General features: G+C 37.8%; 19 protein-coding genes. 4 read left to right on the top strand and 15 right to left on the bottom strand.

Translation table 11 applies throughout. The annotated features are described in order from the left end of the window. The first annotated feature begins 52 nt into the window (after window positions 1-52). Together ACOXY8_RS06265 and ACOXY8_RS06260 are read left to right on the top strand one after the other, a co-directional pair. The gene (locus ACOXY8_RS06265; protein ID WP_458330701.1) at window positions 53-1,045 is read left to right on the top strand and encodes an aspartate-semialdehyde dehydrogenase; all 993 of its coding nucleotides are present in this window, start codon (window positions 53-55) and stop codon (window positions 1,043-1,045) included. Beyond that, entirely contained in the window at window positions 1,042-2,229 is a 1,188-nt protein-coding gene (locus ACOXY8_RS06260) for a THUMP-like domain-containing protein (RefSeq protein ID WP_458330700.1), read from the top strand. Before ACOXY8_RS06265 ends, ACOXY8_RS06260 begins: the two co-directional genes overlap by 4 nt. 46 nt (window positions 2,230-2,275) lie before the next feature. Here ACOXY8_RS06260 and ACOXY8_RS06255 read toward each other — a convergent pair whose 3' ends face one another. From ACOXY8_RS06255 to ACOXY8_RS06230, 6 genes are all read right to left on the bottom strand, one after another. Further along, window positions 2,276-2,461, bottom strand: a complete 186-nt coding sequence (locus ACOXY8_RS06255) for a hypothetical protein (protein WP_458330699.1) — start codon at window positions 2,459-2,461, stop codon at window positions 2,276-2,278. A gap of 14 nt (window positions 2,462-2,475) precedes the next feature. Further along, a complete protein-coding gene (gene infB, locus ACOXY8_RS06250; RefSeq protein WP_458330698.1) occupies window positions 2,476-5,520 on the bottom strand; it encodes a translation initiation factor IF-2 in 3,045 nt (1,014 codons plus the stop codon). Between the two features lie 42 nt (window positions 5,521-5,562). Further along, the gene (nusA, locus tag ACOXY8_RS06245; RefSeq protein ID WP_458330697.1) at window positions 5,563-6,804 is read right to left on the bottom strand and encodes a transcription termination factor NusA; all 1,242 of its coding nucleotides are present in this window, start codon (window positions 6,802-6,804) and stop codon (window positions 5,563-5,565) included. A gap of 4 nt (window positions 6,805-6,808) precedes the next feature. Further along, entirely contained in the window at window positions 6,809-7,282 is a 474-nt protein-coding gene (locus tag ACOXY8_RS06240; RefSeq protein ID WP_458330696.1) for a ribosome maturation factor RimP, read from the bottom strand. A 210-nt stretch (window positions 7,283-7,492) separates the two neighbouring features. Then, complete coding sequence (locus tag ACOXY8_RS06235) at window positions 7,493-8,410, bottom strand: DNA methyltransferase (RefSeq protein WP_458330695.1); 918 nt, start codon at window positions 8,408-8,410, stop codon at window positions 7,493-7,495. A gap of 2 nt (window positions 8,411-8,412) precedes the next feature. After that, on the bottom strand, window positions 8,413-8,910 hold the full coding sequence (locus ACOXY8_RS06230) for a hypothetical protein (RefSeq protein ID WP_458330694.1): 498 nt from the start codon (window positions 8,908-8,910) through the stop codon (window positions 8,413-8,415). Between the two features lie 112 nt (window positions 8,911-9,022). On the opposite strand from ACOXY8_RS06230, the gene cysS reads away from it, so the two are divergent. Then, complete coding sequence (cysS, locus tag ACOXY8_RS06225) at window positions 9,023-10,513, top strand: cysteine--tRNA ligase (protein WP_458330693.1); 1,491 nt, start codon at window positions 9,023-9,025, stop codon at window positions 10,511-10,513. Window positions 10,514-10,528: 15 nt separating this feature from the next. Then, complete coding sequence (locus tag ACOXY8_RS06220) at window positions 10,529-10,954, top strand: RidA family protein (protein ID WP_458330692.1); 426 nt, start codon at window positions 10,529-10,531, stop codon at window positions 10,952-10,954. On the opposite strand, the gene ACOXY8_RS06215 is transcribed toward ACOXY8_RS06220, so the two are convergent. The 9 genes from ACOXY8_RS06215 to ACOXY8_RS06175 form a co-directional block, all read right to left on the bottom strand. Beyond that, window positions 10,951-12,051: an FISUMP domain-containing protein gene (locus tag ACOXY8_RS06215; protein ID WP_458330691.1), complete on the bottom strand. Its 1,101-nt coding sequence runs from the start codon at window positions 12,049-12,051 to the stop codon at window positions 10,951-10,953. The genes ACOXY8_RS06220 and ACOXY8_RS06215 overlap by 4 nt on opposite strands. 10 nt (window positions 12,052-12,061) lie before the next feature. Then, a complete protein-coding gene (locus ACOXY8_RS06210; protein ID WP_458330690.1) occupies window positions 12,062-13,597 on the bottom strand; it encodes a hypothetical protein in 1,536 nt (511 codons plus the stop codon). Between the two features lie 33 nt (window positions 13,598-13,630). Further along, window positions 13,631-16,483, bottom strand: coding sequence for a TonB-dependent receptor (locus ACOXY8_RS06205; RefSeq protein WP_458330689.1), 2,853 nt, complete (start codon window positions 16,481-16,483; stop codon window positions 13,631-13,633). Between the two features lie 296 nt (window positions 16,484-16,779). Continuing rightward, window positions 16,780-17,391, bottom strand: coding sequence for an SMP-30/gluconolactonase/LRE family protein (locus ACOXY8_RS06200; RefSeq protein WP_458330688.1), 612 nt, complete (start codon window positions 17,389-17,391; stop codon window positions 16,780-16,782). Window positions 17,392-17,602: 211 nt separating this feature from the next. After that, window positions 17,603-17,758, bottom strand: a complete 156-nt coding sequence (locus ACOXY8_RS06195; RefSeq protein WP_458330687.1) for a hypothetical protein — start codon at window positions 17,756-17,758, stop codon at window positions 17,603-17,605. After that, window positions 17,755-18,069, bottom strand: coding sequence for a hypothetical protein (locus tag ACOXY8_RS06190; RefSeq protein ID WP_458330686.1), 315 nt, complete (start codon window positions 18,067-18,069; stop codon window positions 17,755-17,757). Before ACOXY8_RS06190 ends, ACOXY8_RS06195 begins: the two co-directional genes overlap by 4 nt. A gap of 109 nt (window positions 18,070-18,178) precedes the next feature. Next, on the bottom strand, window positions 18,179-18,391 hold the full coding sequence (locus ACOXY8_RS06185; RefSeq protein WP_458330685.1) for a transposase: 213 nt from the start codon (window positions 18,389-18,391) through the stop codon (window positions 18,179-18,181). Window positions 18,392-18,714: 323 nt separating this feature from the next. Next, window positions 18,715-20,223 carry a hypothetical protein gene (locus ACOXY8_RS06180; protein ID WP_458330684.1) on the bottom strand — a complete coding sequence of 503 codons (1,509 nt, stop codon included), beginning with the start codon at window positions 20,221-20,223 and terminating at the stop codon, window positions 18,715-18,717. Window positions 20,224-20,271: 48 nt separating this feature from the next. Further along, entirely contained in the window at window positions 20,272-23,127 is a 2,856-nt protein-coding gene (locus ACOXY8_RS06175; RefSeq protein ID WP_458330683.1) for a TonB-dependent receptor, read from the bottom strand. Window positions 23,128-23,386: the final 259 nt, after the last annotated feature.

Below are 23,386 nucleotides of genomic sequence, written 5' to 3'. Positions count from 1 at the left end.
AATTTTGTGCATTGCAATTTGGGTCATCTTATTTATTCAAAATTAAAGTTTAATGAAATTAGCTATTGTTGGCGCCACGGGATTAGTTGGCCAAGAGATTCTGACCGTTTTGGCAGAGCACAGTTTCCAATATGATGAATTGATGCTTGTAGCATCGGTACGTTCTGTAGGTAAAAAAATAAACTACAAAGGTGTGGATCACGACATCATTTCTATGGAAGAAGCTATTTCACGAAAACCCAACATTGCAATATTTTCGGCGGGAGGTAGCGTTTCATTACAATTTGCACCACTGTTCGAAGAAGCGGGAACAATAGTGGTAGATAATTCTTCAGCTTGGAGAATGAGCCCACGCCACAAGTTGATTGTTCCTGAAATCAATGCTTCCACCCTAAGGATCGACGATCGGATTATTGCTAATCCAAACTGCTCTACCATTCAAATGGTATTAGCACTTAACCCGCTTCACAAAAAATATGGTGTGAAGAGGGTAGTTGTTAGCACTTATCAGTCTGTAACTGGTACAGGCAAAGAGGCTGTGGATCAGCTAATGGACGAGAGAGCCGGCCGTGAAGGAAACAAAGTGTATCCACATCCAATTGATTTGAATGTGATACCTCATATTGATGTGTTTCTGGAAAATGGCTACACCAAAGAGGAAATGAAAATGGTAAATGAAACTAAGAAGATTATGGGAGATGATTCCATAGCTTTAACATCTACTACCGTTCGGATTCCAGTAATTGGTGGCCATGCGGAGGCTGTGAATGTAGAGTTTCATAAGGACTTTGATTTGGATGAGGTAAGAAAGCTTTTGAGCAAAACTAGCGGAATCACGATAGTGGATAATCCAGCAAATAATGAGTATCCTATGCCAAATATGGCTCAAGGTAAGGACGATGTATTTGTCGGTCGTTTACGAAGAGATGAGTCTCAGCCAAACACGTTGAATATGTGGATAGTAGCTGATAATTTAAGAAAAGGTGCAGCAACTAATGCTGTACAAATAGCCAAGTATCTCGTAGAACATTCATTAGCGTTTTGATAGACTTACTTCAAAAAACAGATGTAAAGGATTTTATTAAAAATAATGAAAGTGAAAATCCTGCTCAATTGATGCTCAACGCATCTGTAGGGCAGGATTTTCCTTTAAAAGAAGCTGTAGCACAAATTGCAGCTCGACAAAAGGCTAAACAAAAGCTACCTGAATGGTACTCGACTGAAGGAATAATTTTTCCTCCTTCCATATCAATGGAGCAATGTTCATCAGAACTTACAGCATTGTTCAAAGCTCAATTGTTTTCGGGGAAAACGTTAGTGGATTTGACTGGAGGTACCGGAGTCGATAGTTTTTATTTCAGCAAGCATTTTGAGAAGGTTCAATTTATTGAGCGACAAGGGCATTTATGTGATCTTGCCAAGCATAATTTCCAAGTTTTAGGAGCAGATAATATTGAAGTGCACTCGAACGATGGACTAGATTTTCTTTCTGATAATCAAGCTGATATTGATCTAATTTACTTGGATCCAGCTAGAAGAGATGATAAAAAGAATAAGGTGTTTAGATTGATGGATTGCCAACCAGATATCACTTTAATCCAAAATGCCTTATTCAAAAAGTGTAAGCAAATTTTGCTGAAAGCAGCTCCCATGTTGGATGTGAATGCTGCTACAATGAAGCTAAATGGCGTCAAAAAGATATGGGTAGTTGCTGTTGAAAATGAATGCAAAGAATTGCTCATATTGATGGAAAAAGGCTGGTTGGAAGAGCCTATTATTGAAGCGGTAGATATTAAGAGTCCAGCAGAAACTAACTATTTCACATTCACCAAATCGGAAGAGGCAGCATCAGCTATTGGACTATCCATGCCCAATAAATATCTCTATGAGCCCAATGCAGCCATATTGAAAGCGGGAGGGTTTCGCTCCATTGCCATTCGTTACGATTTAAAAAAACTCCATCCTAATAGCCATTTGTACACTTCATACTCTTTCATTGAAGGCTTTCCTGGGAGGAGCTTTGAGCTTATGGCTACAGAGCATCCATATAGTAGAAAATTGATGGAATTGCTGCCTGAAGGAAAGGCTAATATTACGACAAGGAATTTTCCTGAAACTGTGGCCGCAGTTCGAAGAAGAACAAAGATAAAAGATGGAGGAGATATCTACATTTTTGCTACAACACTGTTAGATAGAAAACCCGTATTTCTACTTTGCAAGAAAACTTAGGCTAAGCCATACAAGCCATCCGATAAGGGCAATACTTCCATAGATTTTAATTACCCGTGCCCGGTTTATTGTATCCATAAACCACAATACCCACCAAGGACGAACCAGTCCCATTGCCAAAAGGAAGGTGCTTAGGTAATTGAAGATTAGTAAGAATTGAAGCAATGCTGAAATCATAAAGCTCTAAAACAAAAGTAGATTGACGAAAGAGCCAATCTACTTTTATGTTCAATATTTGAAATAAGCTTATTTAAGCGTTCTTTTTGTTTCCTTCATAGTGAAGCCTTCAATAGAATCACCTTCTTCGAGGTTATTAAAGTTCTGAATGCTCATACCACATTCGTATCCTTTTTTCACCTCATTCACATCATCTTTGAATCGCTTCAATGCGCCCAAATCACCAGTATAAATTACAATACCATCTCTGATCAAGCGGATTTTATTCTTACGATTGATGAACCCTTCTTGAACCATACAACCTGCAACAGTACCTACTTTAGAGATTTTGAATACTTCTCTAATTTCCGCCGTACCAGTAATTACCTCTTCCACATCTGGAGAAAGCATGCCTTCTATTGCATCTTTAATTACGTTGATTGCATCGTAGATAATAGAGAACATTCTGATCTCGATTTCCTCCTGCTCTGCCAATTTCCTAGCTGATGCTGATGGGCGAACTTGAAAGGCCATAATGATTGCATCTGATGCAGAAGCAAGCAACACGTCTGATTCAGAAATTTGACCAACACCTTTATGGATGATATTTACTTTAACTTCTTCATTAGAAAGTTTCAGCAATGAGTCCGAAAGCGCCTCGATGGAACCATCCACGTCACCTTTCACAATCAAATTAAGCTCCTTGAATGAACCAATCGCCAAACGACGTCCGATTTCATCCAATGTAATATGCTTCTTGGTACGCATACTTTGCTCACGCTGTATTTGCTCACGTTTGTTGGCAATTTCACGGGCTTCTCTTTCACTGCCCATTATGTTGAATTTATCACCAGCTTGAGGAGCTCCACCCAGGCCAAGTACTAATACCGGAGTAGCTGGGCCAGCTTTCTTCACTTTATCTCCCTTATGGTTGAACATCGCTTTGACTTTACCATAATGAGAGCCGGCGATAATTACATCACCAACTGACATGGAGCCATTTTGCACCATTACAGTAGATACATAACCTCTACCTTTATCTAGCGAAGCTTCTACTACTGTTCCTGAGCCAAGCTTATCTGGGTTGGCTTTTAGTTCAAGCAATTCTGCTTCTAGAAGTACTTTTTCCAAAAGGTCATCAATGCCTTGTCCAGTTTTTGCCGAGATATGTTGGCACTGGTATTTACCACCCCAATCTTCCACCAATATATTGATAGCAGAAAGTTGTTCTTTAATTTTTTCAGGGTTTGCGTTTGGTCTATCAATCTTGTTGATAGCAATTACAATTGGTACACCTGCAACTTGGGCGTGGTTGATTGCTTCTTTCGTTTGAGGCATCACCGCGTCATCCGCTGCTACTACGATAATTGCCACATCCGTAATTTTGGCACCACGAGCACGCATAGCGGTAAAGGCTTCGTGACCTGGAGTATCAAGGAACGCTATTCGGCGACCATCATCTGTAGTTACATCATACGCGCCAATGTGCTGAGTAATACCTCCCGCTTCTCCGGCAGTTACTTTTGACGAGCGGATATAATCCAAAAGTGAAGTTTTACCATGATCAACGTGACCCATGATAGTGACAATTGGAGCTCTTGGTTCTAAATCTTCCGGTTCATCATCATCTACATCAATTAATTCTTCATCTTCAGTAGAGATAAATTCAACTGCATACCCAAATTCATCAGCAAGGAAAGTGATGCTCTCTGCATCAAGCCTTTGGTTGATGGAAATGAACATTCCAAGGCCTAATCCTTTGGCAATAATGTCATTTACATTTACGTCCATCAATGATGCTAGGTCATTTGCAGAAATAAACTCTGTAACTTTTAAAGTCTGTAAGTTATCCTGTTCCGATCTAGCTCTTTCTTCTTCAGCATCGGCTGCTGCAGATCGTTTATCTCTTCTATATTTGGATCTGGAAGGAGAACCACCTTTAGTATTGCCACTTAGGCGAGCTAAAGTAGCCTTAATTTTTTCTTGGATTTCCTTATCCGAAGGCTCCTCTTTTTGTGGTCTTCGGGCAGTTTGTGGTGCTGCCTTACCTCTTCTTGGTCTAGTATCTGAAGATGTTCCTCCAGGACTACCAGCTCTTGGAGCAGCGGTACCGTCCTTTTTAACATCTACTTCCTTGCTTACTACTTTACGCTTTCTTCTCTTCTTACCACGTCTGTCTGCACCAGCTGAATCACTAGAGGTTACTTTTTTCTTCTTATTCTTATCAGGAAGCTCAATTTTTCCTAATACATTCAGACCTCTTAGTTTTTCAGCTTCTGCTCTAATAACTGGGCCTGATTCGTTTTCGACATCTTTTACCTCAGGTTTCAATTCTATTTTTTGAGGAGCTTCTTTTTTATCTTCTGGCTTAGGCTCTTCCTTTTTAGGTTTTATATCTACTTTAGGCTCTTCTTTTTTGGCGTCCACTTTTGTTTCAGCAGGTTTTTCAACTTTAGGCTCCTCCTTTTTAGCTTCAGCAGGCACCTTAGGAGTTTCTTTAACTTCCTCCTTTGGTTTTTCAACTACCTTTTCCACTGGAGCTTCAGCTGCAGGTTTTTCAACAGGTTTTACTTCTGGAGTTTCCTCTTTCTTAGCCTCAACTTTTGGCTCAGCAGGTTTCTCAGCTGGCTTTTCCACTTCAGCTGGAGTTGTTTTCGCTTTTGGCTTGTCAAGATCTATTTTACCAATAACCTTGGTGCCTGGCAGTCTCGGAGATTCAATTTTAGTAGAAGGTTTTTCTTCTTCTTTTGGAGCTTCTTCTGTTTTCTTTTCCTCAGAACTAGCAGCAGGGGTATTTGCTGGCTTGTTTTCAGGAACAGATGTAGATTGACCTACACTTTTTATGAAGATTTCCTCATCATCGTCTTTCCTCTTCTCAACTTCTTCTCCTGCGGTATCAATTACAACATTTTCGTTGTGTTTTTTACCTATAGTGAGATGCGAAGCTTCTTCCTTCTCCATAGCGGAATCGGCGTACTCTTTGGATAGCAGATTGAACTGCTCCATCGTAACCTTCGCATTAGGATTGGGATCTATCACAAAACCTTTCTTGCCAAGAAATTCAACACAGGTCTGCCATCCTACATTGAGCTTCCTTGCAGCTTGGTTTAATCGCATCATCTTTTCTTCTGACATAAATAATTACCCCCTAAAAATTCAAAATTAATTAATTGTTCTTTATTCAAATTCCTCTCTAAGAACCTGAAGTACGCTTTCGATTGTATCTTCCTCTAAATCTGTAAGCCTGAGCAAATCTTCTTTTGTTCTAGCCAACACACTTTTGGCCGAATCCAATCCAATTTTCTTCAATTCGTCAATCACCCAGCTTTCGATTTCATCAGAGAATTCGTCAAGATCCACATCCTCCTCTTCAAAGTCAGAAATCTCTCTAAATACATCTATCTCAAGGCCTACTAATCTGCTAGCTAGTTTAATGTTCAAACCACCTTTACCTATTGCTAATGATACCTGATCAGGCTTTAAGTACACAGCCACTCTACCATCTTCATTATTTACTTTGATAGATGAAACTTTAGCCGGGCTCAATGATCTTTGGATGTAAAGCTCCAAATTATCAGTGTAGTTAATTACATCGATGTTTTCATTTTGCAACTCGCGTACGATGGCGTGAATTCTCGAACCCTTCATCCCCACACATGCACCTACAGGATCGATTCTATCATCATAAGATTCTACAGCAACTTTTGCTCTTTCACCTGGTTCGCGAACTACCTTTTTGATGGTGATTAGGCCATCATAAACTTCAGGGACTTCGTTTTCGAACAAGCGCTCAAGGAATACTGGTGAAGTTCTAGAAAGAATGATTTTTGGATTACCATTTACCATTTCTACCCTGTGAACAATAGCTCTTACGCTTTCACCTTTTCTATATCTGTCTTTTCCAATTTGCTGATCCTTCGGAATAGATAGTTCATTTCCGTCTGAATCCATCAATAATACCTCACGGCCTAGTATCTGATAAACTTCGGCTACGATTATTTCGCCAACGATATCTTTATACTTTTGGAATAGAATATCTTTCTCAAGATCCTTGATTTTCTGAATCAATGTTTGGCGAGCTGTCATTACTGCTCTACGGCCAAAATGCTCAATACTTACTTCTTCAGCTACTTCTTCACCTACTTCAAAGTCAGGTTCAATTTTGCGTGCATCAGTAAGACAGATTTTATCATGATCCCAAATATCTTCTGAGTTGTCATCAACAATCTCACGCGATCTCCAAATTTCTAAATCGCCTTTATCAGCATTGATAATGATATCGAAGTTATCATCAGTTTCATATTTTTTGCGAATCATTGTACGAAACACATCTTCTAGGATGCGAATCATTGTAGGCCGATCGACATTTTTTTGTCGGGCAAATTCTGCAAAGGATTCTATTAAATTGCCACTATCCATAGCTTTATTTAAATGATACTAAAACGGTACATTTTTTTATTTCAACAAAAGGGACAAATACTTCCTGTTTCACAGTTTTTTTCTTGCCTTCTTGTTTTACTTCTTCTTCAATGCGAATGCCATCTTCAGCTACTTCCATCAGTAAACCCTTGCGAGTAATATCTGAAGGACTAGTCAATTTCAACATCCGACCAATGTTTTTCCTATATTGTCTCAACCCTTGTAAAGGTCTATCAATACCAGGAGACGATACTTCAAGCTGATAGGAACTTTCAATTAGCTCTTCTTCTTCAATCCAGCGGCCTAAACCTCTACTCACTCTTGCACAACTTTCGATGCTAATGCCTTCATCACCATCAAGTAGCACTAGCAGTTTGGTGCCAATGCGGTTGTTACTAAGGCTTACCTCCACTAAAAAGTGAGATTCATCCTCAAGAAGTTCATTTACCTTATCTGCAATTTTTTGTTCCAGTTCCATATCAGTTGGGAAAAATGAAAAAGGGGACTCAAGTCCCCTTCCGCATCTTAAAATCACCACAAAGATAATGAGTTGAATTTGATAAAACAATTATCAAACATTATTAAGAGCAAGCAGAGGCATTATCTAGCATGCAGATAATAAGTATTATAGGTATTCGTCAGGGTCTAGCTCTCCTTAACTAGGTTTTAACAGATATTTCCCAAAATATTAGCTACGGATTCCTTTCATCAATTCCTCAATACGTTCATTGGCATTATGGAATGAATCGGCATCAATCTCGATTCCAATAAACTTGCGATGCAATTGAAGGCTAACCAAGCCTGTAGTGCCACCACCCATAAATGGATCTAAAATAGTATCGCCAACGGAACTCACTTTGCTTATAAGATTGCCCATTCCAGATTCTGATTGCCCCCAAAAATGAAATCGTTTGTCATTATCATTTACAGCGCTTTTTACCACATCACCTACCCAGCGCTGGTTTTTCCCTTTTGTGTACCAAAGCACGGGCTTCCAAAATGCATTGACCTTACGTTGCCATAGTTGGGGAGCTTGTCCGCCAGGAGTCAAATAGCTAATTGTCCAATTATATTGCAAGCCATCTACTTTCATCAGATCGAAAATTTCTGGTAAATAGGATTGACCCGCCATAGCCACGAGTGAACCTCCAGGCTTCAAAACTCTGGCAGCGAATTGAGCCAAATCTTTATACAAATGCAGAAACTCTTTTGGATATGGGGGATCCGTCACTATCAAATCGATAGAATTATCCTCAATACTTGCTTCTCGAAAATCACTATGTAGTAAAGTCGGGCTGTAAGATTTGAGTTGAGAGAAATGAGCCAGCATTTTTTCAAATGGCTCGGTTTGGTCTTTCAAGTACCAATCTAAATATTTGCCATTTTCAAGTTCAAATAGGGCACTTTCCAAGTATTGAGGCTTGATAGAAGCAATGAGCTTTTCGGATAGTTTAGCCTTCAATTCCTCCCGCTGTATTTCGAGGTTCAACTTTTTGATATACTTCGGGAGCTTTTCTGAACCATACTTATTTGCATATCTAGCCAATCGCTTGAGATATTTCTCGCGTAAGTTTTCTGGTAGCAATTCTACTAGCAATTGATCCATGGTCAAAGATGTATCATTTTGAGCCAATCAGAAAAGGGAATAATATTTTTAGGTGAAATTTTCATGACAAAATCACAAGATTTCACTACACCAATAATTTCAAACCCTTGGAGGAAATCAATTTGATCCCAGCTTTCAAAACCTATTGCTTTGCATAAAATATGGAAATCCACGTCCGATCTTGGTTTTTGACGATAAGAACCAAAGCTTCCATCTTTTCGTGGGCCTGCTACATCTACTCGTAAAATGCGGGAGGATATTTTCAGTTTGAAATCATGCGCACAAGGTATTGTCCATTGTTGGAAATTGTCGGCCTCTAAATATTGGAAAGGGTAGAACTTTCGAAACCATGCCGATACATGATGTTCGATCACTAAGCCTCTAATTTGCCCAGCTCTTCTAGCCTCGGTATTTGCTATTTTTGTGAGCATATGTGGAGCACGGTTTTTTTGCTCCTCAAGGGCATGTTCAAAGCATTTTTCCGAGTATTGGATTTTCATGGCTTTTATATAAAAATCAGAATTTCCGTTGGGCTACTAGCTAATTTAATGAAATTTGTATTCTATTACATCAAATTGATTAGTCAAACCCATAATTCGCTATTTTTGTAAGATGCAAAGCCAACTAAGTGTATACAACACACTCTCTCGCCAAAAAGAAGAATTTCAACCAATAAATCCACCATTTGTAGGGATGTATGTTTGTGGGCCGACTGTGTATGGAGATGCTCATTTGGGTCATGCTCGTCCTGCAATTACTTTCGATTTACTATTTCGCTACCTCAACCACCTGGGCTACAAAGTGCGTTATGTGCGCAACATTACAGATGTAGGTCATTTGGAGCAAGATGCGGATTCAGGTGAAGATAAAATTGCCAAAAAGGCTAGATTAGAGCAATTGGAGCCTATGGAAGTGGCACAGCAGCATACTAATTCCTACCATAGAGATATGGCTTTGCTCAATACCCTCCCGCCTAGCATTGAACCACAGGCATCCGGCCATATTCCTGACCAAATAGAAATGGTGAAGCAGATTGTGGAAAAAGGATTGGCTTATGAGGCAGAAGGGTCAATTTATTTTGATGTAATGAAATATGCTGAGAGTGAGCATTATGGCAAACTTTCGGGCAGAGTGATAGAAGACTTGATGGCAGGTACAAGAGAATTGGATGGCCAAACAGATAAGCGTAGCCCTTTGGATTTTGCCTTATGGAAAAAAGCATCACCTGAGCATATTATGAGATGGCAATCTCCATGGAGCGATGGCTTTCCAGGTTGGCATGTGGAGTGCTCGGCCATGAGTGCGAAATATCTCGGTGAAACTTTCGATATTCATGGCGGAGGAATGGACTTGCTATTCCCGCATCACGAATGTGAAATTGCTCAATCTAAAGTTAGTCACGGACACGACCCAGCTAAGTACTGGATGCATAATAATATGATTACCATCAATGGCCAGAAAATGGGCAAGTCATTGGGTAATTTTATCAATTTGCAAGAGCTGTTTACAGGTTCGCATAAGTTGCTCGATCGCCCATACAGCCCAATGACGGTTCGTTTTTTCATACTTCAAGCTCATTATCGTAGCACACTTGATTTTTCTAATGAAGCTCTTCTTGCTGCGGCCAAAGGATATAAGAAGCTAATGAATGGCTTGAGAGTATTGAATGAATTAGAATTTGTACCAGATCCAGAAGTGGCTATAGATGAGAAACAAGTAGAGCAAATAAATCAATTGGCTGACAATTGCTACCGCGCTATAAATGATGATTTGAATACTGCAAAAGTGGTAGCTCATCTGTTCAACATTTTGAAAAAGATCAATAGCATGCAAACAGCTCAGCTGAATCCATCAGCCATTGGTCAGGAGGCGTTTGATTTGCTAGCCAAAACGTACCGTACTTTTGTGGTTGATATATTAGGATTGCGGGAGGAAAAAGTCACTGAGGTAGAAACTGTCATTCAATCGCTTCTGGAAATTTATGCGCAAGCTAAAGCAGATAAAAACTACGACTTGGTAGATCAAATTCGCGCTAGTTTAAAAAATGTGGGTGTTACTGTAAAGGACATGAAAACAGGGATTTCATGGGCATACGAGGAATAATTAAATCATACAACTTTGGCACAAAACGATAAAATAGAGTCATCGAAAGCTCCAGAACCTGTTGGGCTTTACCCGCATGCGAGGCGAGTGGGAAATTTGCTGTTTTTGTCAGGAGTAGGGCCAAGAGAACGTGGCACCAAAAAAATTCCTGGAGTTGAGCTCGATGAGGATGGTAAGATTTTGAGCTATGATATTGAAGCTCAATGCCATTCAGTATTTAGAAATATAAAAATCATTCTGGAAGATTCTGGCGCCGCCTGGAATGATCTTGTTGATGTAACGGTATTTCTTACTAATATGCACGCTGACTTCAAAATCTATAATAGAATCTACGCTGAATATTTTAAGGATAATCAGCCTTGCCGAACAACCGTGGAGATAAGCTCACTACCTACTCCTATCGCAATTGAGTTGAAATGTGTCGCTTGTATAAGAAATTAATCTCTTACAGGTCTTACATTCCAAGCTCTTGATTTATCAAAAGATACAATTTGCAATGAATTATTTGGAAACAAAAATCCATATTGAGCAGTATTTACTTCAGCGTTTCTACTATAAAAGCCTGCCTGCTGTGATCGAGAAATTGAACCATTTACGCCAAACCCAGCCAAAAGTAAATTAAAACCAGAGTTGCCTCCATTTAATATTTGAGTATAGCCATCTTGCCCTTTGTCTAGATTATCAATAAGGTCTTGAATTTCTTCTACTGAAGGGATTCTCCAACCCTCTGGGGCAACACCTTGAACTTCATCTCCACTATATGGTTGTGAATTAAAGCTGAGAGGAAGATTCATCGCCGCTGCCCAAGAATAAAATCTGCCTTCAAATTGAAACAGTGGGTTAATAGCAGCAAATGACCCAGGAGCATCATAATCAAGGTTTCTTGAAAACCAGGTATATTTTCCAATTTTTACTGTTCCGTATATTTTACCATCACGGTTATCAGTAAATGAACCTTGAGTAAAGAATCTGATATTAACATGATCAGATTTTGTTCCACAGCCAAGCTCTACAGTCCATCTCAATTGATAAGAATTACCTGATTGACCCGTAAATTGAGATTTTGGATTTGTAATACTTGCAATTTGCCCTCCCACGCCAGAGATAATTTCCCAATATCCATTGCCTTGTTCAGGTGTTTCAGCATTCAAAGTTGTTGTATTCCCTTGTCCCACAATTTTATCGGATCCTGCATAGGCTTGTTCAGGAACTTGACAGAATGAAATTATGACTTCATCAGAAACCTTGGAACATTCGTTAGAAAAAGTATATCTTAATGTATAAACTTCACCTGGAATACCTTTAAACATGGTATTTGATTTTAGAGGACGATTAATTTCGCCCCCTTCTCCTTGTACCACTTCCCATATTGCCTCAACTCCGTCGATATTTTCAGTGCCATCAAGTCTTATCGATGGTTCTACCAATTCAAGCATATCATTCCCTGCAAATATTTCAGGTAATGCTGGGCAGTTTTGTTCTTCCTCACATGAAAAAAAAAGCAAGATTGATAAAGATAGAGCACTAAGAAATCGCATTTTCATTAGGTTAGAAATTATTTTCAAAGAAATTACCTCTAAATGTATTAGTATTTAATAGAGGTAGGTTTCCTTCAAATTTATCATTAATTGATTTTAAGATAATATTGGCAAACCAAGCATTTCCTCTTGGGTTAAAATGAATTCCGTCAGCTGAAAATGCGCCATTTTCAACTGTGTTTGGTCTTAATATTAGTCCATTAATTAAAATTCCAGGTGGTGGAAATTTAAGGAATCTATTTCTTCCCTCATGTAATATTTTAGATTCTAAATATATGTCAGCCAAGGCCAAATTATCTTGAGAAGTAACTAATGCACTAATGATTTGATTGAACTCCTGAGTTCTTTGTTTGATGTTATTAATTTGGGATAATGTTAGGCTTTGGTTATTCGGAACAGGGTTGAGTGGCAACCCATAGTCACCAATGCCAAGTAATTCAGTAACTTCATATGTAACTAACTCATTAGGCGTCATGTGTCGGATAGAAGGAAGAATTACTAAAGTATCACGTCCTGCAATTCTAGCTTGAAAATTTACTATCGGTTCTAGTTCAGGGTCAACTATCACTATACCCCAGTTTCCTCTTCGATCTTCTGCAAAATCTAAAAAAGGCCTTTTCTTAGCTTCTTCTAGATTTGGTTGGTTGTTATATTGAAGTAAAATTTCATTAAATAAAGCTACATAAGCCCTGTTTCTTGAAAGTTGAGAATTGTCAATATATGGTGTTATATCATAGTAAGCTGAGTGGAAATATGGGAAGTCTGTAATATCAGGAATGTTTGCAATAACTGCATTTTTAGTGCTACTTGAACCACTTAGCCCCAAGTTACTGATTATTGAAGTAAGTTCATTTGCAAATAAACTTGTAGCAGTGGCATCATTAACCTGATAATCAGTAACCATTCCAGTTGGGTTTAAAGTCCCAGAACCTCCCGCTAAAGCATATCCGAGGATATCATCAAGTCCAGGGTCAATTACATAGAAGCTTGCATCTTGATCATTGGCATAATCAATTAAAGATTTTGAATTTAGCTGCTGTCCAAATCGAGTAGCCAAAGGCAAGTCAAATGTACTGGTTTGATTGAAGTGGGCTAATCTAAAACCTGGAATGCTTAGGTTTTGAATTTCTGACAACGATCCATTGAACACACTTATTGGTTCTCCAGGAACGCTTAACCTGTCTGGCGTTAAAGAGTTGTTTTGATTAAACCAAAGTTCATATCTTCCTCTATTGTTTTCGTTTGGTGTGATTTGGGTATTAAACCCATATCTAGAATTTATTAATGGGACATTGAACGGTTTGTCAGAAGCCATATAAAACTGTTGACCAAGTAGTTTGCCTACGGAGTTTGATTCGCCATCGTTATATAACGCTCCATCCATGTAGCCAGCTTGATTTGAAGAGCCTATAATAATTAGGTTAGAAAAATCAGCTTGATCTGATGTTGGTTCTTGGATTACAATAGGTTCTGGAAATTCATATTTACAACCTACTACTATCATAATGGATAGAAAAAACAGGCTAAAGAGTAACTTATGCTTCATTAATAAAAATTTTATTTTCTTGATCATTTGGAGTTAGTTGAAGAAGAAAGGATCAAAAGTATATGTTAGATGCCATATTGAAGATATTCCTGGTCCTCCGTAAGCATTTACAAATTTTTCATTGAAGATATTCATTCCTCCCGCTCTAATACTAGAATTTATCTTTGGTAAACGATAAGTTAACTGTACATCAAATGTATTGTAGTCATCAACAATTCCATCTGCAAAAGCACTTTCCCATAAAAATTCTGATCTAAATCTCCATACGAGGTTGAATCCAAAATTTTCCGTTGCTCTTCTATGTCCAATACTTAAATTAGTTTTCATTAATGGAGTGTTGAAGGAAGGAATTATAGGATCATTTTCATCTGTCTTTAATAATTGGGCATAAGTGGCATTTATAGCGAAGTTGATGCCTTCGGGGGATGTTACATCATAAGTTCCCTCAATGCCTTGGGTAATTATTTGAGCATTGCTATTTCCAAATATAAAAACATTATCACTTTCTGGACTATTATTAGCTTGAAGTGCGGCGGCGAATAAATCTGTACCTGGGCTAGTTTTTGGTTTTATTAGTCTTATTACCCCAATAAAATCATTGTAATAATTTCGATAAACAGTAACATCTACATATCTCCTTTTTTCAAATACGTTTTTGTAACCGAATTCTATGGTAGTTACTCTTTCAGGTCTAATTCCATTTAATTGATTTGGTTTTATGACAGATTGTTCAAGAATATTAAGATGTCTTAAATATGCTTGATTTTGCCCTAATGGATCTGGATTATTAATTGGATCAAGTGTAATGTCTTTTATAACAGCTTCATTAAATTTTTCAAGTCCTTGTTCTGTAAAAGCATTATTACCTAAGTCAAATTGACTTACGACTTGAGGCAAACCACCTACTAGTCTTGTGTCCCCAAGATTTTGATTAAAAAATTGTTCTCTTACTGAAGGAAAACGTACGCCAGTAGTAAAGCTCATACGCAGATTATGAACTTTTTTGACAGTATGAACTACCGAAATTCTTGGGTTGAATTGACCTTTGAAATTTTCATTTTTATCATATCTAATAGATGCCGTAAAGTATAAATCTTTGTCTAAAATATCCTTAGTCGCTTGAACAAAGGCTCCATATTCATAGACACTTAGTTCGTTATTTGCGGAATCGGTGAAAATAGTTCCATCCGAAACTGGTGTATAGAACCTATAATTACCACCAACTGTGAATTTGGCAAAATCAGAAATTTCATCAAGGATGTAAGACCCGTCTACATTATAAAGCTTGGATCGATCAATAATCTTAGCTCCATATCCTGGTTCGGATGAATTTTGAATTGCCAACTTTAGTGAGTCAAAACCAGGAGTTCCTGGAGCATATCTTGACTCAAAATTTTGACCCATACCAAACCCTGAATCAGCAAAATCTCTAGCTCTTGAGTAACTACCTCCATTTGACATCCTCATTCCAGTTAAGAAGTGTTGAAACCAAAATTCATCGGGTTTAGCAACCCTAATCATATTAGCAGCTAATAAACCAGCATCATATGAATCTCCAGAATTTTGGCCAGTCATATACCCTTTCAAATTTAATTTTTCGCCTTTGATTTCGGCCTTTGTCTGATAAATTGAAAAATCTCGAAGGAAAATTCTGTTATCTCCAGTGAGCATTGTGGTGATAGTTCCGTAATTGCCTTGTAAGATAAGTTCCGTTTTGGGGGAGAATTTGTAATGTAGCGAGGCTAAAGTTCTTGTGTTTTCAATCTTGTAATCGACTAAATCTTCTTCTCGATACCCAGTTCTATTAACTACGACTAATGAATCATTCCCTCCAATTGGGAGTCTGTTAGTAATTTCGTCACCATAAATATTTAGTCCGTCTATCCCTGGGTTATCAGCAAATGTTTCAAATGGAAGGCCAACGCCAATATTAGAATAGTTGTCTGCTTGAAAGTCTGTCGCTTTTAGAAAACTACCTGTTAATTTGAATGCAAATTTATTGTTAAATGCTTTTGCATATCTGATTGAAGCTTCTCGTACGGGGCTGCCACCAAAATCAACTAAGCTAGTTCCTCCTGACTCCATACCATTAATGCCTGTTTTAGCTGTCAAGCTTAACCCTTGATAATCGAAGGGATTTTTACTTTGTATGGTTAATACTCCATTGAATGCACCAGGCCCATAGAGGGCAGAAGTAGGTCCAGGAATCAATTCAACTGATTCAACATCTATATCAGGAATACCAGCAACATTTCCTAAAGAAAAATTTAATCCTGGTGCTTGGGCATCCATTCCATCGGAAAATTGTACAAATCGGGTGTTTGCAGTAGAATTGAATCCTCTAGTATTAACAGTATTTAATACCATACTTTGCGTTACTACATCAACACCTCTAATATTCCCTATTGCATCAAATACGCTTATGGAGGCAGTTTGCATTAACTCAATAATACCTAATTTTTCAACTAGAAGCGGAGATGTTAGCCTTTCTTGTTCAACTTTACTTCCGCTTACAATAAATTCATCTAGTACGAAGTCAGTAGGAGTTAATCGTATATCTAGATTTTCTGTAGTTGTTTCCGTAATCTGTATTTCTTTAGCTTCATAACCAACCATAGTCACTTGTAAGGTGAATGGTAATGGGTATCTTGTGAAAAATGAAAACCCACCTTGTCTGTTTGTTGTGAACCCAACCACCTTCTCTGAGTTGAGTGATTCTTTGATGGTAATATTTGCTCCCTCAAGGCTCTTTAAAGTATAGTAATCAGTAACTTTTCCGAATACTCCAGAAGTTTCCTGTCCAAAAACTAAATTGCTATTGAGAAGGAAAACAAGAAACACTGAAAAAGTAAGTGTTCCCTTAATCTTAAATTGTGAAAATCGCATTTAGTAATATTAGTTGAAGATTTGCTAGAGAGTAGAGGTAAGGAGCCCCGCATTGCTTCTAAATCATAAATAATTTCTTCTAAAACCCTTCGTTAAGGTAATTTATTTTAGAAATAATATTACGGCTTTATTACTCAAAATATATAATGTTATTTTAACGGCTTTTTATTCTGCTGGAAGGTGAATTTTCTGATCGAATGTTATTAAATTATTAGGTTGATGGCGAACCTTTAGCTATTCCTTCAAATGGATTTAATCAAATGAGCTTTCTTAAGTTAAGAGTTATTTTTTTATCCTCACTCCAGCTCTAAATCCACCACCAATATTTTTGGATCGAACACATTGCTGATAAACAGTCTCCCGCTATGATATGCAGCAGTGCTGCTTCCCGATAGGTTCGTTCCATCGTCGGTGAGGATTTCATTCACGTTTAAAAAGCCGTCAATTGTGCTATAAGAGAAGTGTAGAATTTGTGAAGGTGAATGCTTTTTTTGATTCTTAGCATGTCGCATAAACGCTAGCATATTTGGATGTGCTGCTACAAGTAAAGTTCCGTCTTTGTTTATTTCGATATTATCTGCTCCTGTGTTCAAGTTCATACTATGAAGCAATTCCAATGTGCCGTTTGTATAGCTACGCTGGAATGCAGAGATTTTTTTTCCAGTAGTTTCTGATACAAATACAATATCTCCATCTTGACTAGTGTTGATGCCGTTGGCATAATCAAGTTGGTCTGCAACTATACGGTAAGATTTGCCGTCGAAATAGCCAACAGAAGCTGTTCCTTGTTTTAGCAAGTTTTTAACACCCTGCTCTATACCGTGATCATTGGTGAAGTAAAATGCTCTAATTCCAACTGCTACTAAATCGTTTGGAATTTTTAGTTCTGGACTCGTTAAACTTTCCATTTGTTCATTATCCTTTTGAAGTTAAAACCTGCTGCTAGCATCACATTGATGTTATCGCCCACGATTTCCTTGTAAAAGTTGCGATTGAGTATGTGACCTGCTTTCAAATGCCCAATAATCGGTTCTATGGCTGCTCGTTTTTTATGTGTTTCGCTTAACTTTTTTCATTGGTAATAACTCATGTTTTTCTTGGGTGGAGCAGGAAGTAAAATTACCGTTTCTCCGCGTTGTTTTTTCCCTCGAAACCCTCTGCCTTTGCTATTTTAGGTGCTTTTCCTGTTAATCCTTCTACTTGTTCTAGCGTATTTGCATCATATTCATCGTGAAAACCCTTTGCGCCAACGATTACACCTGTATCGGTTTTCACAAACGATGCCTTGTTCCCAAACTCATTTTTTTTGCCATTGGAGATGCAATCCGTTTGGGGTTCGTGAAGGGAGTCAATCTTACTTTGGAACACTTCTCTTGTGCCAATACGTGTTTGTACAAAGCTAAATCGGCTTGATGCCCTGAATTGGACGGAAGGTTTCTTTCCAGTTCTCTGACCAATCTTCCTGTGATGTTTTTTATTTTCTTGTATACATTTGCCTTATTTTTAGGATGGTTTCTAAAGTATTGATCCCTAGCAAGCTCTTTAATATTCGGGTAGAGGTTTGGCACAGGTAGCTGTTCTTCCACAGCTATTTCATTACACTTTTTAATGATACTTTTGTATAATTTTGCATCGATAGAAAAGGTAATGTTTTTCTTCTGGACAGTCGAATCAATATTAATGTTGGCATCATGGCTATCGTCTCCAATGAGACGAATACTCTCTTTTTAGAATTAATTCAATGCCTTCTCCTCCTATGCGATGACGAAAATGAACCAGTTCGCTGGCTTCACAAGGTGCGCCTGCCACAAAAGAGGTCTCGCCACAAACGTATTGGTAATAGATATTTTCGCTCCATTGTTCCACAACACTTTCGTCAGAAATATTGCGAATATGTTTAATAATCAATAACCCACCATTAAACGAGGCTATGCAGGACGACCTTTATTCCTACTAAGGGGGTAGCCTTTTCAAATGCCTGCCAATCAATGGTGTTGAAAGAATATAGAGAGGATGTTTCTGGTTGAGGGTCTCTTCAAAACTGAAGAATAAACTGCTTTGATTATATACGCTTTGCTTTCATTAAAATAAGTTGCAGGGGTTACTACTCTAAAATACAAAAACCCACATTATTTTAACAAGAAAATCAACTTTATTTCACTGGTTTATAATTGCTTAAATGATTTTTAAGGGAGCGACAAAATAGCTATTTGTTCAGCGAATAGGGTTACTTAAAATTCCAAAGAAAAATAATTGCTTCGATAGATATTTACATCCAAGGGCTGGATATTTGAGCCATACATTGAGTTGATATTTGAAATAATAAAATTACTAATCCATGCATTTCCTCTTGGGTTAAAGTGTATCCCATCAGCAGAAAAAGCTCCATTTTCTACCACTGTTGAATTAATGATGACCCCATTAATGGTTTCGCCAGTAGGTTCAATTTCCAAAAATCTGTTTCTTCCAGCATGAAAGTTTTTTGAAGCTTGGTAGAAATCTACTACTCTTACGTTTTGATAGGAATTGGCTAAACGGAAAATAATTTCATTATAGGCTGTAATGCGTTCATTCACCAATAAGGTTTCTGTTTTGGTAAGAATTTTATTAGCTGGAATAGGATTCAAAGGAAGGCCCGAATCGCCTGAACCTAATTGGACGTCAATATCCCAAATAAGGTAATCCTCGAATGTCATATGGCGAATTGAAGGTACACTTACTACCGTATCTTTTCCATTAATTGTCATGGATACATTTCGAATAAGTGGGAGGGAATTATCCGTAATTACTACACCCCAATTTCCTCTGCGATCTTCAGCGAAATCTAGTGTAGGTCTTCGGGCATTTACTGGTGTACTTGGCAATTGATTATAGGCAAGAATTACGTCATTAAATGCGGCAGCATAGGATCTATTGCGAGAGAGCTGAGAATTACTTACAAACGGTGTGATGTCGTACCCATAGTATTGAAAATACGGAAAATCGATAAAATCAGGAATGGTAAGTATTATCCCTTTGGTGTTTACAGTGCTAAATAATTTTTGCAAAGAGCTTTGTAACTTAGCTTCAAATACATTGGCTGGGGTCGCATCAGCATTAGTGTAAGCTTCGATGGCTCCGGAGGGATTAAGTGATCCTTCACCACCCGCCATTGCATAGCCCAAAGCATCCTCATATCCAGGATCAAAAACTATGAAAGTAGGGTTTTGGCTGATGGCAAAATCAACTAGACTACTATTGCTTAAGCTTTGGCCAAAACGATTTGCATAATGGTTATTGAATATGCCGGGGTCATTAAAATGGACAGATCTAAACCGAGGTATATTTAATGCTGGAGATGACGCTAATGATTCGTTGCTTTGCGGTAAACCTCCGCCTTGATTATATCTTAGAAGCTTTGTTACTCTCTGCGACTGAGAATCTAGGTAACCTAGTTCAAATCTGCCAACATTAGAAGTTCCAGATGTAAGAAAGGTATTTAATCCATATTCGCTCTCAATTTTAGGAAAATTGAATTCGCGATTTGACCCTAAGTTAATCTGATTTGCGATTAAATTGCTTATACCAAATGACTCGCTTTCTGTATATAACGCCCCATCCATATAGCCCGAAAGTATGGAAGAGCCAATAAATATGGTATTGCTGAAATCGGCCTGAACGGAACTTACTGGTTCAATTTCTGGCTTTTCAGGAAACTGATAAGAACAAGCCAATGTTGAAAGACTTGCTAAAACTACCATTATAGAGTTCTGTGTTTTTTTGCTTATAATCCACATGTCTTTCATTGCTTATCTATAAAAATATGGATCAAAAGTGTAAGTTATATGCCAGATAGAAGCGACCTGAGGCCCACCATAAGCATTTACAAATCGTTCGTTAAATACATTCATTCCTCCCGCTTTTAAAGCAGATCGAATCTTTGGAAGCTTGTAAGTTACTTGTAAATCTAGCGTCTTAAAATCAGGAACGATTCCATCTGCAAATGCACTTTCCCACAAGAATTCTGATCTTATTCTAAAAACAAAACTGAACCCTAATTCATCAGTGACTCTTCTATGCCCTAAAGTCACATTTGTTTTGAATTTAGGCGTATTGAATGAAGGCACAATTGGGTCGTCTTCATTTGACTTGATCAGTTCTGTGTATGTTGCGTTGATACCAAAATTAAATCCTTCTTTTGACGTAACATCATAGGTTGCTTCAATTCCTTGGCTAGTTATGTTAGAGTTACTATTAGCAAACACAAAATATCTATCATTGGCTGTTCCACTATTAACCTGAAATGCAGATGCGTAAAGATCTACTTCAGGGCTTGTCCTCGTTTTCACCAATCTCATTACACCGATAAAGCTGGAATAATAGTTTCTATAAATAGTAATGTCAATATATCGTCTATTTTCAAATAAACTTTTGTAGCCTAATTCTATTGTGTTAATTTTTTCTGGCTTCAATCCATTCAAGGCATCTTGTCTTACGATGGAGCCTTCTAGTAGCGGCAAGTTCTTAAGATATGCCTGTCGCTGACTTATTGGCTCGGGATTGAAATTTGGATGGAGCGTAATGTCATTTAGTACTGCTTCATTAAATGCTGTGACTCCTTGCTCAGAAAAGGCATTATTAGGCAACCCGAACGGGGTGATAACATTTTCAAGCCCTCCAACTAATCGTTTGTCGCGAAGATCTTGGTTGTAGAACTGCTCTCTTACAGAAGGGAATCGAACTCCTGAGGCGAAACTTAATCGAAGATTATGGATGCTTTTGTAGGAATGAACGATTGATAGTCTTGGGTTAAATTGCCCCTTAAAGTTTTCATTTTTATCATATCTCAAGGAGGCAGTTAAGTATAAGTTGTTAGAAGGGATGTTTTTAAATGCTTGGATAAATCCACCATATTCATAAATACTCAAATCATTGCCAGTAGTATCAGTAAAAATTGTTCCTTCTGAAGTTGGTTGATAATACCTAAAATTACTTCCTACAGTTATTTCAGCAATATCTGTCAGTTTATCAAAAAGGTAAGTGCCATCCACATTATATAGTTTTGATCGGTCAATGATCTTAGCACCAAACCCAGGTTCCGCAGAATTTGCTATTACACTTTTGACTGAATCGAAACCTGCTGTGCCAGCGTCAAATTGTTGTTCATAGTTAGCATATGGGCCATAAGCTGAATTAGCAACTTGTCTTGCTTGGATGTAGGACCCTCCAATGAATGTATTCCTCATTCCATAGGTGAAATGCTCGAACCAGGCGTCATCTGGCTTGGAAGCGCGTAAAATATTTGCAGCAAGTAAACCTGCATCAAAGGAGTTGCCAGCATTTTGACTGGTGAAATATCCTTTTAGGTTAAATTTTTCTCCCTTTAGCTCAGCCTTCCCTTGCGCTATGGAAAAATCTCGTAATGAAATACGGTTATCACCGGTGAGCATCGTATTGATAGAGCCATAATTACCCTGTAGTATCAAGGTGGTTTTGGTAGTGAATTTATAATGTATTGAACCCAAAACTCTAACATTATCAATATCGTAGTCTACCAGATCTTCCTCTTTATAGCCCGTTCGGTTCACTACAACGAGAGAATCATTTGGGCCAATGGGCAGTAAACTGGAGATTTCATCACCATAGGTATTTAATCCATTGTATCCTGGATTTTCACGGAGTGTTTCATAATGCAAGCCAACACCAATATTGGAATAGTCTTGTGCGCTAAAGTCAGTAGAACTGAGAATGCTACCTGTAAGTTTGAAGGCTAATTTATCATTTAGTGCTTTTGCATATCTAAAAGCGCCTTCCCTCAAAGGGTATCCTCCAAAATCAAACATATGATCACCACCAGATTCCATTCCACTTATTCCATTTTTTAGCGAGAGGCTAAATCCTTGATAATCAAATGGGTTTTTGCTGTTTGTATTTAAAACCCCATTAAAATTGCCAGAACCATACATTGCTGAATTTGGACCTGGAATGAGCTCTACTGATTCAATATCAATATCAGGAATACCTGCAACATTACCCAAAGAGAAGTTTAGCCCTGGTGCCTGATTGTCAATTCCATCTGATAATTGAATAAATCGTGTATTTGCAGTAGAGTTAAACCCACGAGTATTTACTGTACTTAATACCATGCTTTGGGTCGTGACATCCACTCCTCTCAAATTTCCAATGGCGTCAAATACAGAAATTGAAGCTGTTTGCATTATTTCCAAAGCCCCAAGCCTCTCTACAACCATCGGTGCGATAAGCTTTGATTGTTCTACTTTTTGCCCAATAGTAACGATCTCGTCTAATTGAATTTCGGTTGGCTCAAGTTGGATAAATAAATTTTTCGTAGTTTGTTCAGTTACAGTAAGCTCTTTAGATTTATACCCAACGGAAGTTACTACTAAGGTAAAAGGCCTTGGATAATTTGAGAAAAATGAAAATTCACCTTGTTTATTAGTTGTGAATCCTAATGTACGGGAGGTTCCAATAGATTCCTTGATGGTGATATTTACGCCTTCGATTCCCGTGCCAGTAAAGCTATTTATCACTTTACCAAAAACATCATTTACTTCCTGAGCCTGAAGACTAAACGAATAAAATAATATAGCCAAAATGAAAACAAAGACAGTCTGAATTCTAGGCTTGTTTAATGGGTATTTCAAAATTATTGTCTTAGAAAAGATGAAGGAACTATGAATACCAAATAATAAACTGATAAATGTATCAATTCATTAAAGTAGAAAAGTTAGCTTATTTCAATGAAATTATATTAATGTATATATGCAATCTCACTAGAATTTATGTAAACTAGGTAATAATCTATTTATTAGGTTAATTTAAGTGGTATAATAAATATTGGTTGGTAGCATTTATTAAAAGAATAGACAGATCACTCCAAGTTCATCGTTACCACTAATATTT

Source organism: Peijinzhouia sedimentorum (assembly GCF_049340005.1).
Lineage (GTDB): Bacteria > Bacteroidota > Bacteroidia > Cytophagales > Cyclobacteriaceae > CAXBDP01.
The sequence above is the reverse complement of the archived record's forward strand: the minus strand, read 5'-3'. Positions and strand labels throughout refer to the sequence as shown.

Coding starts and splice junctions, on each gene's coding strand:
- ACOXY8_RS06265 (WP_458330701.1), top strand. CDS start 53: ATGAAATTAGCTATTGTTGGCGCCACGGGATTAGTTGGCCAAGAGATT.
- infB (WP_458330698.1), bottom strand. CDS start 5,520: ATGTCAGAAGAAAAGATGATGCGATTAAACCAAGCTGCAAGGAAGCTC.
- nusA (WP_458330697.1), bottom strand. CDS start 6,804: ATGGATAGTGGCAATTTAATAGAATCCTTTGCAGAATTTGCCCGACAA.
- ACOXY8_RS06240 (WP_458330696.1), bottom strand. CDS start 7,282: ATGGAACTGGAACAAAAAATTGCAGATAAGGTAAATGAACTTCTTGAG.
- ACOXY8_RS06235 (WP_458330695.1), bottom strand. CDS start 8,410: ATGGATCAATTGCTAGTAGAATTGCTACCAGAAAACTTACGCGAGAAA.
- ACOXY8_RS06230 (WP_458330694.1), bottom strand. CDS start 8,910: ATGAAAATCCAATACTCGGAAAAATGCTTTGAACATGCCCTTGAGGAG.
- cysS (WP_458330693.1), top strand. CDS start 9,023: ATGCAAAGCCAACTAAGTGTATACAACACACTCTCTCGCCAAAAAGAA.
- ACOXY8_RS06215 (WP_458330691.1), bottom strand. CDS start 12,051: ATGCGATTTCTTAGTGCTCTATCTTTATCAATCTTGCTTTTTTTTTCA.
- ACOXY8_RS06210 (WP_458330690.1), bottom strand. CDS start 13,597: ATGAAGCATAAGTTACTCTTTAGCCTGTTTTTTCTATCCATTATGATA.
- ACOXY8_RS06205 (WP_458330689.1), bottom strand. CDS start 16,483: ATGCGATTTTCACAATTTAAGATTAAGGGAACACTTACTTTTTCAGTG.
- ACOXY8_RS06200 (WP_458330688.1), bottom strand. CDS start 17,391: ATGGAAAGTTTAACGAGTCCAGAACTAAAAATTCCAAACGATTTAGTA.
- ACOXY8_RS06180 (WP_458330684.1), bottom strand. CDS start 20,223: ATGGTAGTTTTAGCAAGTCTTTCAACATTGGCTTGTTCTTATCAGTTT.